13 protein-coding genes and 1 pseudogene are annotated in these 12151 nt (G+C 73.3%); 9 read left to right on the forward strand and 5 right to left on the reverse strand.

Going from position 1 to position 12151, the window contains the following annotated elements; genetic code table 11:
- A partial coding sequence (locus GV126_RS10665) for an AfsR/SARP family transcriptional regulator (RefSeq protein WP_201299825.1) occupies positions 1 to 862 on the reverse strand: 862 nt, incomplete at its 3' end.
- Between the two features lie 187 nt (positions 863 to 1049).
- Here GV126_RS10665 and GV126_RS10670 point away from each other — a divergent pair.
- Positions 1050 to 1850, forward strand: coding sequence for a site-2 protease family protein (locus tag GV126_RS10670; protein ID WP_159664753.1), 801 nt, complete (start codon positions 1050 to 1052; stop codon positions 1848 to 1850).
- On the opposite strand, the gene GV126_RS10675 is transcribed toward GV126_RS10670, so the two are convergent.
- Complete coding sequence (locus GV126_RS10675) at positions 1840 to 2025, reverse strand: hypothetical protein (RefSeq protein ID WP_159664755.1); 186 nt, start codon at positions 2023 to 2025, stop codon at positions 1840 to 1842. The genes GV126_RS10670 and GV126_RS10675 overlap by 11 nt on opposite strands.
- A gap of 96 nt (positions 2026 to 2121) precedes the next feature.
- Positions 2122 to 2826, reverse strand: a complete 705-nt coding sequence (npdG, locus tag GV126_RS10680; protein WP_159664757.1) for an NADPH-dependent F420 reductase — start codon at positions 2824 to 2826, stop codon at positions 2122 to 2124.
- A 140-nt stretch (positions 2827 to 2966) separates the two neighbouring features.
- Here npdG and GV126_RS10685 point away from each other — a divergent pair, with 140 nt between their 5' ends.
- Both GV126_RS10685 and GV126_RS10690 read left to right on the forward strand, forming a co-directional pair.
- Positions 2967 to 3566 carry a hypothetical protein gene (locus tag GV126_RS10685; RefSeq protein WP_159664759.1) on the forward strand — a complete coding sequence of 200 codons (600 nt, stop codon included), beginning with the start codon at positions 2967 to 2969 and terminating at the stop codon, positions 3564 to 3566.
- 234 nt (positions 3567 to 3800) lie between these two features.
- Positions 3801 to 5192 carry an MFS transporter gene (locus GV126_RS10690; protein ID WP_159664761.1) on the forward strand — a complete coding sequence of 464 codons (1392 nt, stop codon included), beginning with the start codon at positions 3801 to 3803 and terminating at the stop codon, positions 5190 to 5192.
- 15 nt (positions 5193 to 5207) lie between these two features.
- Here the strand turns inward: GV126_RS10690 and GV126_RS10695 are convergent, their stop codons facing one another.
- Positions 5208 to 5447 (reverse strand): hypothetical protein, encoded by a 240-nt coding sequence (locus GV126_RS10695; protein WP_159664763.1) that lies wholly within the window; start codon positions 5445 to 5447, stop codon positions 5208 to 5210.
- 58 nt (positions 5448 to 5505) lie between these two features.
- On the opposite strand from GV126_RS10695, the gene map reads away from it, so the two are divergent.
- Together map and GV126_RS10705 are read left to right on the forward strand one after the other, a co-directional pair.
- Entirely contained in the window at positions 5506 to 6363 is an 858-nt protein-coding gene (map, locus tag GV126_RS10700; protein WP_159664765.1) for a type I methionyl aminopeptidase, read from the forward strand.
- 35 nt (positions 6364 to 6398) lie between these two features.
- A complete protein-coding gene (locus GV126_RS10705; RefSeq protein WP_159664767.1) occupies positions 6399 to 7241 on the forward strand; it encodes a M55 family metallopeptidase in 843 nt (280 codons plus the stop codon).
- A 114-nt stretch (positions 7242 to 7355) separates the two neighbouring features.
- On the opposite strand, the pseudogene GV126_RS10710 reads toward GV126_RS10705, so the two are convergent.
- Positions 7356 to 7667 (reverse strand): annotated as a pseudogene (locus GV126_RS10710) (PhzF family phenazine biosynthesis protein); the annotation flags it as partial.
- 163 nt (positions 7668 to 7830) lie between these two features.
- On the opposite strand from GV126_RS10710, the gene efeO reads away from it, so the two are divergent.
- Genes efeO through GV126_RS10730 form a run of 4 tightly spaced genes read left to right on the forward strand, consistent with a single transcriptional unit; the run spans position 7831 to position 12139 of the window.
- Positions 7831 to 8976 carry an iron uptake system protein EfeO gene (gene efeO / locus GV126_RS10715; RefSeq protein ID WP_159664769.1) on the forward strand — a complete coding sequence of 382 codons (1146 nt, stop codon included), beginning with the start codon at positions 7831 to 7833 and terminating at the stop codon, positions 8974 to 8976.
- A 42-nt stretch (positions 8977 to 9018) separates the two neighbouring features.
- Positions 9019 to 10299, forward strand: a complete 1281-nt coding sequence (gene efeB, locus GV126_RS10720; RefSeq protein ID WP_159664771.1) for an iron uptake transporter deferrochelatase/peroxidase subunit — start codon at positions 9019 to 9021, stop codon at positions 10297 to 10299.
- 6 nt (positions 10300 to 10305) lie between these two features.
- Entirely contained in the window at positions 10306 to 11178 is an 873-nt protein-coding gene (gene efeU / locus GV126_RS10725; protein ID WP_159664773.1) for an iron uptake transporter permease EfeU, read from the forward strand.
- Positions 11138 to 12139 (forward strand): SCO2278 family lipoprotein, encoded by a 1002-nt coding sequence (locus tag GV126_RS10730; RefSeq protein WP_159664775.1) that lies wholly within the window; start codon positions 11138 to 11140, stop codon positions 12137 to 12139. Before efeU ends, GV126_RS10730 begins: the two co-directional genes overlap by 41 nt.
- Positions 12140 to 12151: the final 12 nt, after the last annotated feature.

The raw sequence follows: 12151 nt of genomic DNA on the forward strand, positions 1-12151 counted from the left end.
CCTCTGCACCGACGGACCCCGGCACCGTGGACCCGGCCCCCTCTGCACCGACGGACCCCGGCACCGTGGGCCTGGCCCCCTCTCCACCGGCGCCCGTAGGCGCCTGGGGCGCACGCCGTTCCCGTTCCGGCTCGTTCGGGCGCAGGAGTTGCGCGTGCAGGGCCCGCAGCTGCGGGCCCGGGTCGGAGCCGAGCCGGTCGGCCAGCAGGCGGCGTACGTCCTCGTAGGCGGCCAGAGCCTGGGCGGTGCGGCCCGCCTCGTGCAAGGCGCGCAGCCGCAGCGCCTGGAGGGGTTCGTCCAGCGGGTGGGCGTCGCACAGGGCGGCCAGCTCGGGCAGCGCCTGCTCGGCGTGGCCGAGGGCGAGGGCGGCGGTGAGCCGGGCGCGGCGCACGTCCAGGTGGCGGGTCTCCCAGCGGGCGGCCTCGGCGCCGGCGTCGGGCAGGTCGGCCAGCGCGGGCCCGCGCCACAGGGCCAGGGCGTCGTCGAGGACGCCGGCCGCCTTGGCCGGATCGCCGTCGGCCAGCGCCCGCAGGCCCTCGCCGGCCAGCCGTTCGAAACGGTGCAGGTCCACGTCGTCGGCCGCGGCGGCCAGCCGGTAGCCGCCCTCGGCGGAGGCGATCGCCTCGGCGCCCAGCGCCCGGCGCAGCCGGCCGACCAGCGCCTGCAGCGCGCCCGTGGCGTCGGCGGGCGGGTCGTCGCCCCACCCCCCCTCGACCAGCAGGCGCCCGGGAACCGTACGGCCGGCGCGCCGGGCCAGCACGGTCAGCAGGGCGCGCAGCCGTGCCCCGCCGACCGGGACGACCGTGCCGTCGGGGCGGAGGGCCTGCGTGGTGCCGAGGATGCGATAGCGCACGGGGTCCATTGTGTCCGGGGACGCGGCGGAACCGCTCGGAGGTTTCCGCGCATCCGTTCGCACCGGTTGGACAGCGGTCCTCGATCGGGCGGAACGGGGGCCCGGCAGGAACCTCGAACCGCCGTACGACGTTGGCCGTGCGACACCGGTACGGTCGCCCTTCCCGTCCCCCGACACCGTCCAGGAGCCCTGCCCCATGACCACCGCCACCACCCGCCCCGGTGACCGCCGGGTCAGTCCGGTCTTCGTCGGGATCCTGGCCGTCGCCGCCGTCACGGGCTGGGCCACCTGGACCGGGTTCGCCGCGAAGCCGGGCGTCGCGGTGTTCCTGTTCGTGACGGCGGCCTGGATCGTCTCGCTGTGCCTGCACGAGTACGCGCACGCCCGCACCGCGCTGCACAGCGGCGACATCACGGTCGGCGCGAAGGGTTATCTGACGCTGAACCCGCTGAAGTACACGCACGTGCTGCTGAGCATCGTGCTGCCGGTGGTCTTCGTGATCATGGGCGGGATCGGCCTGCCGGGCGGGGCGGTGTTCATCGAGCACGGCCGGATCCGGGGCCGCTGGCGGCACAGTCTCGTCTCCGCGGCGGGCCCGCTGGCCAACGTGCTGTTCGCCGCGGTGGTCACGGCCCCGTTCTGGCTGGGCGCGCTGGACGGCGTGCCGTCCGGTTTCCGCTTCGCGCTGGCCTTCCTGGCGCTGCTGGAGGTCTCGGCGTCGATCCTGAACTTCCTGCCGGTGCCGGGACTGGACGGCTACGGCGTCATCGAGCCCTGGCTGTCGTACAAGGTCAAGCGGCAGGTGGAGCCGTTCGCGCCGTTCGGCCTGCTGTTCGTCTTCGCGCTGCTGTGGGTGCCGTCCGTCAACACCGTGTTCTTCGACGCGGTGGACGCCGTCCTGCGCGTGCTGGGGGTCGGCGGCTTCGACCGGGACTGCGGCCACGCGCTGTACCAGTTCTGGAAGGGCACCGACGAGATCTGCGCCGTCAGCCGGTGACCGAGCCGCCCCGGGCCACCCGGGCGCGGCGCACGTAGAACCAGGCCATGTTCGACGACAGGCCCGCCAGCAGGATCCACACGATGCCCAGCCAGCTGCCCCGGACGAACGAGACGACGGCCGCGGCCACGGACAGCACGCAGACGATCAGGGCGTAGAGGGCCAGGCGGGGCATGTCGGTCGGCTCCTGGAGGTGAGGGTCGGGCACGGGGACACGGGTCGGCGGAACCGCTTCCGCACGAATCTCCGCCGACCAGTGTCCCCCATCGCCTCACACGTCCGTGATGCGGAGCCCGGCGTGGGCCTTGTAGCGGCGGTTCACCGAGATCAGGTTCGCCACCAGCGACTCCACCTGGTGGGCGCCACGCAGCCGGCCGGCGTAGATGCCGCGCATGCCGGGGATGCGCCCGGCCAGCGCCTGGACGGTCTCCACGTCGGCGCGCTCCTCGCCGAGGACCATGACGTCGGTGTCGATCCGCTCGATCTCCGGGTCCTGCAGCAGCACCGCCGACAGGTGGTGGAAGGCGGCGGTGACCCGCGCCTCGGGCAGCAGCGCGGCGGCCTGCTCGGCGGCGCTGCCCTCCTCCGGCTTGAGCGCGTAGGCGCCCTTCTTGTCGAAGCCGAGCGGGTTGACGCAGTCCACGACGAGCTTGCCGGCCAGCTGCTCGCGCAGGGACCGCAGCAGGTCGGCGTGGCCTTCCCAGGGCACGGCCACGATCACGATGTCGCTGCGGCGGGCGGTCTCGGCGTTGTCGGCGCCCTCGACGCCGTGGCCGACCTCCTCGGCCGCGGCCCGGGCCCGTTCGGCGGCCCGGGAACCGATGATCACCTTCTGGCCGGCCCGGGCGAGCCGGTAGGCCAGCCCCTTGCCCTGCGGGCCGGTCCCGCCGAGCACGCCGACGACCAGCCCCGTCACGTCGGGCAGGTCCCAAGGGTCCTTGGCGGGCGCCCTGTGTGCGCTGTCACTAGAGGTCATGCGCCGACTCTACGTCCGCCCGCGCGCCCCCACCCGCCCGGGTCAGGCGCGTCACCCGGGCGGCGGCCGGCTCCCCGGTGCGGGCGAATTCCCACGGAACTCGCCTTCGCGGGCGGCGCTTTGGGGAAGGATGCGCGCCCATGGACGCCGTACGGGTCGCGTTGCTGCGGGAAGTGCTCGCCGGGACCGAGTGGCTGGGGGCCACCCGGCACTTCGCGGGCGTGCTGCGCTCCTCGGTGGTGTCGCACGGGGGCGGGCTGCTGCTGGTGGGCACGCCCGCGTACGAGCCGTGGCACCTGGCGGCCCACCTGGTGGACGAGGCCGCCTGGTCGGGCACCCCGGAGCTGGCCCCGACCCTGGTCCGGCACGGCGCACGCCCCTCGGACCCGGCGCACCTCGCGGTCGGCCTGGGCCGGCTGGAGGCGGCCCGGCGCGGCGAGACGCTGCTCGTGGTGGCCCCCGAGGAACCGGCGCCGCTGCTGGGGCGGGTGCACGAGGCGCGGCGCGCCGGGGCAACGGTGCTGGCGCTGGGGTCCGGCGAGGGCGAGCTGGCGGCGCTGGCGCACGAGACGCTGACGGTCCCGGACCACGCCGAGCTGGACCTGGACACGGTGCAGCACCTGGTGAGCGCGGCGGCCGGCGAGAACCCACTGCCGCAGCCCCGCCGCCGCGGACGCCTGCGCGAGCGCCTCTCCCGCCTGGCGGAGTCCCTGACGGCCCCACCGCCACCGGGCTGGTAGCCACGGGTCTCGCGCCCGCGCGCCCGGTGCCCCGGGTGCGGAGGGCGCGGTGCCGCGAGAGCGCGCGTGCCGGTGCTCCGGGGCTCGGGTGCCCCCGTGCGCAGAGGCGTGCGCGGGGCACGTCACCGCACGGCGCGCAGGCGCCGGTACCGCAGGACGCGCGCAGGACGCACACGTCAAGGCGCACGGTAAATCGGTTGCCGCGCCCTGCCGCCCGCCCGACGATGTCCCGACATGACCGACGCCCCGCCTGCCCCTGGCCCCGGCGCCCGGCGGCCCGCCGGAGGGGGCCCGGACGGGCCGGGCGCCCGGCCTGCCCCTGGCCCGGCCCCCACCACGACGCCGTCCGGCCTGCGCGCCCTGCTGCCCGACCTCGCCCCCTGGCGGGCCTCCCGCGACTTCCGGCGGTTGTGGGTGTCGGGCCTGATCTCGACGTTCGGCAGCTTCCTCACTTTCGTCGCGCTGCCGGTGCAGATGAAGGAGCTGACCGGGTCGGCCGCCGCGGTGGGGGCGATCGGCGCGGTGGAGCTGGTCCCGCTGATCGTGTGCGGGCTGTACGGCGGGGCGCTGGCCGACGCGTTCGACAAGCGGCGGCTGATCGTGTGGGCCGAGGCCGGCCAGGGAGTGCTCAGCGCGGCCCTGCTGGTGAACGCGGTGCTGCCGCACCCGGCGGTGTGGCCGCTGTACGTGGTCGCGGCCCTGTCCTCCGCGCTGACCGCCGTACAGCGGCCCGCGCTGGACTCGCTGTGGCCGCGGCTGGTGGCCCACGATCACCTGCCGGCGGCGACCGCGCTGAACTCACTGCGCTGGGACGTGGGCGGCGTGGCGGGCCCGGCGGTGGCCGGCGGGATCGTGGCGTACGCGGGACTCGCCCCCGCCTACGCCGCGGACCTGGCGACCTTCGTCGTCTCCGTCGCCCTCATGGCCGGCATCGCCGCCCAGCCGGCCTCCCACGAGGCCGCGAAGCCGTCGCTGCGGGCGATCGCGGAGGGCGCCCGGTACGCGTGGGGCCGCAAGGAGCTGCTGGGGACGTACGTGGTGGACCTGGCCGCCATGTGCCTGGCGATGCCGCTGGCCGTGCTGCCGTTCCTCGCGGACGAACTGGACGCACGGTGGTCGCTGGGGTTGATGTACGCGGCCCTGCCGCTCGGGTCGCTGCTGGTGAGCCTGACCAGCGGCTGGGCCTCACGGGTGCACCGGCACGGGCGGATGGTGGTGCTGGCGGCGCTGCTGTGGGGGCTGGCGGTGGCGGGAGCCGGTGTCGTGGGCAACGTGTGGCTGGTGCTGCTGTTCCTCACCGTGGCCGGCGGCTGCGACATGGTCAGCGGGATCTTCCGGGGCGCGATGTGGAACCAGACCATCCCCGACGCGCTGCGCGGCCGGCTCGCCGGCATTGAGCTGCTGTCGTACTCGGTGGGCCCGCAGGTGGGCCAGGTCCGCTCGGGCGGGGTCGCCGCCCGGTGGGGGGTGCGGGCGTCGGTGTGGTCGGGCGGGCTGCTGTGCGCCGGCGCGGTCGCGGTGCTCGCCGTGTGCCTGCCGGGCCTGATGGCCTACGACGTACGGACGAACGAACACGCAGTGCGGCTGCGTGAGCAGCGGGTCACCGCACCGCGGCCCGCCGTCTGAGCGGTGACCCGCTGCTCAGTCCTCGTCGGTGTCGCGAGTGTCGCCGGTGGGCGCGTCGTGCCAGCGCGGATCGGTCTCCCACTGGAGGTTGCGCTCGCGCGCGGTGTCCATCGCATGCTGCGCTTCCGCACGGGAGGCGTACGGGCCGAACCGGTCCTTGGCGGGACACTCCGGTCCCTCCTCGACCTTCTGGTGCTGAAGGCAGTAGAACCACTCGCCCGGCTTTCCCGCGGTCCGCTTCTTGAACAGGGGCATGACCAGCTCCTCTCGCCAGGGGCATCTTCCCCCATCCTCGCTGGATAGACTCGCTGCCATGTCTGGCCAGTCGCTGCTCGTCCCCGGGGAGCTGTCCCCCACCCGTTCCGTGCCCGGCAACATCCGCCGCCCGGAGTACGTCGGCAAGCCCGCTCCCACGCCGTACACGGGGCCGGAGGTGCAGACGCCGGAGACCGTGGAGGCGATGCGGCTCGCCGGGCGGATCGCCGCGCAGGCGATGGAGGAGACGGCCAAGCACATCGCGCCGGGCGTGACCACGGACGAGCTGGACCGGGTGGCGCACGAGTACATGTGCGACCACGGCGCCTACCCCTCCACGCTCGGCTACCGCGGCTTCCCCAAGTCGCTGTGCACCTCGATCAACGAGGTGATCTGCCACGGCATCCCGGACTCCACGGTGCTGCGCGACGGCGACATCGTCAACCTCGACGTGACGGCGTACATCGGCGGCGTGCACGGCGACAACAACGCCACCTACCTCGTCGGCGACGTGGACGAGGAGAGCCGCCTGCTGGTCGAGCGCACCCGGGAGGCCCTGAACCGCGCGATCAAGGCGGTCAAGCCGGGCCGGCAGATCAACGTCATCGGCCGGGTCATCGAGTCCTACGCCAAGCGCTTCGGCTACGGCGTGGTCCGCGACTTCACCGGCCACGGCATCAACTCCTCCTTCCACTCGGGCCTGATCGTCCCCCACTACGACAGCCCGCACGCCACCACGGTGATGCGCCCCGGCATGACCTTCACCATCGAGCCGATGCTGACCCTGGGCACCATCGAGTACGACGTCTGGGACGACGGCTGGACGGTCGTCACCAAGGACCGCAAGCGCACCGCCCAGTTCGAGCACACCCTGGTGGTGACGGAGACGGGCGCGGACATCCTGACGCTGCCGTAGCGGCAGGAGACACGGGGAACACGAGGGGGGACGCGGTGCGGGTCTACATCAGCGCGGACATGGAAGGCGTCACCGGGCTCGTCGACGCCGAGGACGTCCAGCCGCACGGCCGCGACTACGAGCGGGGACGGCGGCTGATGGCGGAGGACGTCAACGCGGCCGTGCGCGGCGCCCTCGCGGCCGGCGCCGTCGAGATCACCGTCAACGACGCGCACGGCCCGATGCGCAACCTGCTGCCCGAGGCGGTGCACCCGGCGGCCCGTCTCATCCGCGGCAGGCCCAAGCAGATGGGCATGCTGGAGGGTCTGGTCCCCGAGCACGACGCGATGATCTGCGTCGGCTACCACTCCCGGGCCGGCGCGCCCGGCGTGCTGAGCCACAGTTTCATGGGGCACGAGATCGAGGACATGTGGCTGGACGGCCGGCCCGTGGGCGAGATCGGGCTGGCCCACGCCACGGCCGCCGCCGTCGGCGTCCCCGTCGTCGTCGTGACCGGCGACGACTGCGCCTGCGCCGAGGCGGCCGAGTGGGACGCCTCCGTGCGGACCGTCGCCGTGAAGTACGCGCGGGACCGTTTCGCGGCGGAGCTGCGTCCGGCGGAGGAGGCACGCGCGGCGATCGAGGAGGCGGTCGCCGCCGGCCTGTCCGCGCCGACGGCGCCCCGCGTGCCCGATCCCGGTCCGGGCCCGGGTCCGTCCACGCTCACCGTCCGCTGGCAGTCCGCGTCGGTGGCCACCACGCTCCTCGGACTTCCCGGCGTCACCTCCACCGACAGCCGCACCGTCCGCGCAGAGGGTGCTCTGCCGAGCCTGTACCGGCAGTTCGGCGTGTGGATGCGGGTGGCGGCCTCCCTGACGAACCAGCCGCCGTACTGCTGACCGCGGCCGGACCCGGTACGTGCCGACCGCGCGTGCGGGGTCGGGTGTGTCCCGGCCGCGGGGCGTGCGGGGCCGTGCGCGTCAGGCGTCCCGCCGCTCAGCGTTCCTGGCCCTCCAGGGACACCCGTCCCCCCACCTCCACCCCACCGTGCCCGCGGGCGTGACGAGTTCGGGGACGTCCAGGAGCCAGGCCGTGCCGACGCAGGGGTGGCCGGCGAAGGGCAGGCGCAGGGTGGGGGTGTAGATGTCGATGACGCCGCGCTCGGGGTCGTCGACGAACACGGTCTCGCTGAAGCCCAGTCGGGCGGCGAGGGCCTGCCGGTCGGCGCGGGCGGGGATGCGGGAGCCGTCGCGGACGACGCCGAGTTCGTTGCCGTAGCCGCCGCGCGGTCCGCAGAAGACGCGCAGCACGTCGTAGTCGGTCACCGGGGCATTGAAGCAGCACGGGGCGCACGGGCCGTGGGCGCGGGCGAGCGGTCGCTCGCCGGTGAGAGGTGAATCACTGTCCGCCGGGGTATGGGCGGGTTAAGCGTGTTGTAAGTTAGGGCAGCCTCACCAAACCGAATCAGACCCCTGTTCTGGAGCCTGTATGCGAGCCGTCCGACTCTCCGTCGCCGCCGCCGTCACGGCGGCCGCTCTGACCTCCGTGACGGCCTGCACCGCCAAGAGCGACGCCGCGGACGGCGACGCGATCCGGGTGACCGCGGCCGACTCCAGCTGCGAGACCTCCGCCGGCTCCGTCCCGGCCGGCCAGGTCACGCTGAAGATAGAGAACAAGGGGTCGAAGGCGACGGAGGTCGAGATCCTCTTCCCGGACGACCGGATCGTCTCGGAGAAGGAGAACATCGGCCCGGGCACCAAGTACACGCTGACCGCCGAGGTGAAGGCGGGTTCGTACGAGATCGCCTGCCGCCCCGGGATGAAGGGGCACGGCGTGCGGCAGAAGCTGACCGTCACCGGCTCCGGCGCGAGCGCCGCGCGGGACCCGCGGCTGGACAAGGCCGTCGCCGCCTACCGCCAGTACGCGCAGGACCAGGCCGACGAGACGCTGCCGCGCGTGGAGACCTTCGTGCAGGCCGTCAAGGCCGGGGACCTCGACGCCGCCAGGAAGGCGTACGCCCCCTCGCGCCTGGGCTGGGAGCGCACCGAGCCGGTCGCCGAGTCCTTCGGCGACATCGACCCGAAGGTCGACGTCCGCGCCGACGGCCTGGAGCAGGGGCAGAAGTGGACCGGCTGGCACCGGCTGGAGAAGGCCCTGTGGCAGGACAAGAAGATCGGCGCCGAGGAGAAGGCCCTCGCCGACCAGCTGGTGACCGACCTGAAGGACTGGCAGAAGCGGGTCGGCACCGCCGAGATCACCCCGACCTCCATGGCCAACGGCGCCAAGGAACTCCTCGACGAGGTCGCCACCGGCAAGGTCACCGGTGAGGAGGACCGCTACTCCCACACCGACCTGGTGGACTTCAAGGGCAACGTCGAGGGCGCGCAGAAGGCGTACGAGCTGCTGAAGCCGGTCGCGGCGAAGAACGACCCGGCGCTGACCAAGGAGCTGGACAAGCAGTTCACCGCGCTGGACACGCTGCTCGACACGTACCGCACCGACCCCGCGGACAAGACCTCGTACGACTTCGTCTCCTACGACAAGGTCGGCCAGGACCGGCGCAAGGAGCTGTCGGACGCGGTGAACGCGCTCGCCGAGCCGCTGTCCCGGCTCGCCGCCGCCGTCGTGAAGTAGGCAGCAGGCCGGCAGAGGAACAGGCAGGCAGGGACGGATCCGATGAGCGAGACGACGGACCAGAGGACGGACGAGACGCGCGCGACGGCGCGGCCCTCCCGCCGCGCCCTGATCGGCTGGGGCGGGGCCGGGCTCGCGCTCGGCGCCGTCGCGGCCGGCGGCGCGGTCGCGATGGCCACGGGCGGCGAGTCGCAGGACTCCGGGAACGAGGCGGGCGCGGTGGAGTTCCACGGCGTCCACCAGGCGGGCATCGCCACCCCCGTGCAGGACCGGCTGCACTTCGCCGCGTTCGACGTGAAGACCGACGACCGCGCCGAGTTCGTGCAACTGCTGAAGGACTGGACGGCCGCCGCGCGCCGCATGACCGCCGGGAAGACGGTCGGGGACGGCGCCTACGGCGGACTGGCCGAGGCCCCGCCCGACGACACCGGTGAGGCCCTCGGCCTGCCGCCGGCGCGGCTGACGCTGACCATCGGCTTCGGGCCGTCGCTGTTCGAGAAGTTCGGCCTGCGCGAGCGGCGGCCGGCCGCCCTGGTGGACCTGCCGAAGTTCCCCGGCGACAACCTCGACGCCGCCCGCACCGGCGGCGACCTGTGCGTCCAGGCCTGCGCGGACGACCCGCAGGTCGCCGTGCACGCCATCCGCAACCTGGCCCGCATCGGCTTCGGCAAGGTCGCCGTCCGCTGGTCCCAGCTCGGCTTCGGCAAGACCTCCTCGACGACGCCCGGCTCCCAGACCCCGCGCAACCTCTTCGGGTTCAAGGACGGCACCCGCAACATCGCGGGCACCGAGACCGACCGGCTGGACCGGCACGTCTGGGTCGGCGCGCGCGACGGCGGCGCCAAGGACGCCTGGATGACGGGCGGTTCGTACCTCGTGGCCCGGCGCATCCGCATGAACATCGAGACCTGGGACCGCACCTCGCTGCAGGAGCAGGAGGACGTCTTCGGCCGCGACAAGAAGGAAGGCGCGCCGGTCGGCAAGGCCAAGGAGCACGACGAGCCGTTCCTGAAGGCGATGAAGCCGACCGCGCACGTGCGGCTCGCGCACCCCGACTCCAACGGCGGGATCACGATCCTGCGCCGGGGCTACTCCTTCACCGACGGCACCGACGGCCTCGGCCGTCTGGACGCGGGCCTGTTCTTCCTGGCCTACCAGCGCGACCCGCGCACCGGGTTCATCCCGCTGCAGCGCAAGCTGTCGGCGCACGACGCGCTCAACGAGTACATCCAGCACGTGGGTTCGGCGGTCTTCGCGATCCCGCCCGGCGTCCGCGACGCGAACGACTGGTGGGGGCGCACCCTGCTGTCCGAGGAGGCGTAGGCTTTCGTGTTCTCCAACTATCTGATCGGTCTGCGCGAGGGGCTGGAGGCCAGCCTCGTCGTGTGCATCCTGATCGCCTACCTGGTCAAGACCGGCCGCAGGGACGCCCTGAAGCCCATCTGGACCGGCATCGGCATCGCGATCGTCATCGCCATGGGCTTCGGCTGCGTGCTGGAGTTCGGCTCGCAGGAGCTGACGTTCCAGGCGCAGGAGGCGCTCGGCGGCTCGCTGTCCGTCGTCGCGGTGGGCCTGGTGACGTGGATGGTGTTCTGGATGCGGCGCACCGCCCGGCACCTGAAGTCCGAGCTGCACGGCAAGCTGGACCAGGCGCTGGCGATGGGCACGGGCGCGCTGGTGGTCACCGCGTTCCTCGCGGTGGGCCGTGAGGGCCTGGAGACCGCGCTGTTCGTGTGGGCGTCCGTGCACGCTGCCTCCGACGGCACCCCGCGCCCGCTGGTCGGCGTGGCGCTCGGCCTGGCCACGGCGGTCCTGCTGGGCTGGCTGTTCTACCGGGGCGCGCTGAAGATCAACCTGTCGAAGTTCTTCACCTGGACCGGCGCGATGCTGGTCGTGGTCGCGGCGGGCGTGCTCGCCTACGGCTTCCACGACCTGCAGGAGGCCGACTGGATCCCGGGCCTGACCCACCTGGCGTTCGACATCAGCTCCACCATCCCGCCGGACAGCTGGTACGGCACGCTGCTCAAGGGCGTGCTGAACTTCCAGCCCGACCCGACGGTCCTGCAGGTCACGGTGTGGCTGCTGTACCTGATCCCGACGCTCGCGCTGTTCTTCGCCCCGGTAGGGTTCGCCTCCGGGAAGGGGAAGGTGACGGTAGCTGATGAGCAGGGTTCGCGGCCCTCGCAGGCTTCGCAGGCTTGAACGGACGGTCCTGACGGCGGCGTCGGCGACGGCGCTGGCCGCCACGGCGAGCGGGTGCGTGGTGGTGCACGGGGAGCGGGTGCTGCTCCCGGCCACCACGCAGGCGGACGCCGCGAAGGCGCTGGAGCAGTTCACGGACGCGTACAACAAAGCCGACCAGGCGTACGACAGTTCCCTGGACGCGGACTACGTCACCGGCGCCCTCGGCGCGATCGACGCGGCGCGGCTGAAGGCCGGGCACACCAACCACCCGGGCGGCAACAGCGCCCACACCCCGCTGAGGTTCACCGACGCCACCTTCACGATCCCGAAGAAGGCGGGCTGGCCGCGCTGGTTCGTCGCCGACGCCAAGGGCAACAAGGGCGGCGACGCGCGCTGGCTGCTGGTGTTCACCCGCAACGACCTCACCGAGAAGTGGCAGGTGGCGTATCTGACGCTGGTCGCCCCCGGTGCCGTGCCGAAGTTCGCGAAGGACAAGGACGGCTGGGCCGAGGCGGTGCCCGCGGACTCGGCGTCGCTGGCCGTGGAGCCGGGCGACCTGAGCCAGGACTACGCGACCTACCTCGGCAAGGGCGGCGACACGTTCGCCGCCGGCCCCTACACCTCCGCCTGGCGCACGCAACGCGCCAAGAACGCGGTCAAACCGGGCCTGGCCACGCAGTACATCGACCAGCCGCTGACCGAGGGCGCCTACGCCCCGCTGGCGCTGCGCACGGCCGACGGCGGCGCGCTGGTGTTCTTCACCACGCACCACTACCAGAAGCAGACGGCCGCGCAGCGCACCTCTGTGCCCGTGCCGAACAAGGACGTGCAGGCGCTCACCAAGGGTGAGATCAAGCAGTCGCTGACCATGGAGTTCGTCTCGAATCAGGTGGCCCTCGACCCCGCGAGGGGCGCCGCGAAGAAGGCGGTCACGATGATCGGCCGGGTGCAGGGCATGACGTCGGCGCAGGGCGGCTGAGGCCGCGCCGCG

It is taken from the genome of Streptomyces mexicanus (assembly GCF_902506575.1).
Classification (GTDB): domain Bacteria; phylum Actinomycetota; class Actinomycetes; order Streptomycetales; family Streptomycetaceae; genus Streptomyces; species Streptomyces mexicanus.

Excerpts from the sequence above, each read along its gene's own strand:
- GV126_RS10695 (WP_159664763.1), bottom strand. The coding sequence starts at position 5,447 with ATGCCCCTGTTCAAGAAGCGGACCGCGGGAAAGCCGGGCGAGTGGTTC.
- npdG (WP_159664757.1), bottom strand. The coding sequence starts at position 2,826 with ATGACCTCTAGTGACAGCGCACACAGGGCGCCCGCCAAGGACCCTTGG.
- efeO (WP_159664769.1), top strand. The coding sequence starts at position 7,831 with ATGCGAGCCGTCCGACTCTCCGTCGCCGCCGCCGTCACGGCGGCCGCT.
- efeB (WP_159664771.1), top strand. The coding sequence starts at position 9,019 with ATGAGCGAGACGACGGACCAGAGGACGGACGAGACGCGCGCGACGGCG.
- GV126_RS10670 (WP_159664753.1), top strand. The coding sequence starts at position 1,050 with ATGACCACCGCCACCACCCGCCCCGGTGACCGCCGGGTCAGTCCGGTC.
- GV126_RS10685 (WP_159664759.1), top strand. The coding sequence starts at position 2,967 with ATGGACGCCGTACGGGTCGCGTTGCTGCGGGAAGTGCTCGCCGGGACC.
- GV126_RS10690 (WP_159664761.1), top strand. The coding sequence starts at position 3,801 with ATGACCGACGCCCCGCCTGCCCCTGGCCCCGGCGCCCGGCGGCCCGCC.
- map (WP_159664765.1), top strand. The coding sequence starts at position 5,506 with ATGTCTGGCCAGTCGCTGCTCGTCCCCGGGGAGCTGTCCCCCACCCGT.
- GV126_RS10730 (WP_159664775.1), top strand. The coding sequence starts at position 11,138 with ATGAGCAGGGTTCGCGGCCCTCGCAGGCTTCGCAGGCTTGAACGGACG.
- GV126_RS10675 (WP_159664755.1), bottom strand. The coding sequence starts at position 2,025 with ATGCCCCGCCTGGCCCTCTACGCCCTGATCGTCTGCGTGCTGTCCGTG.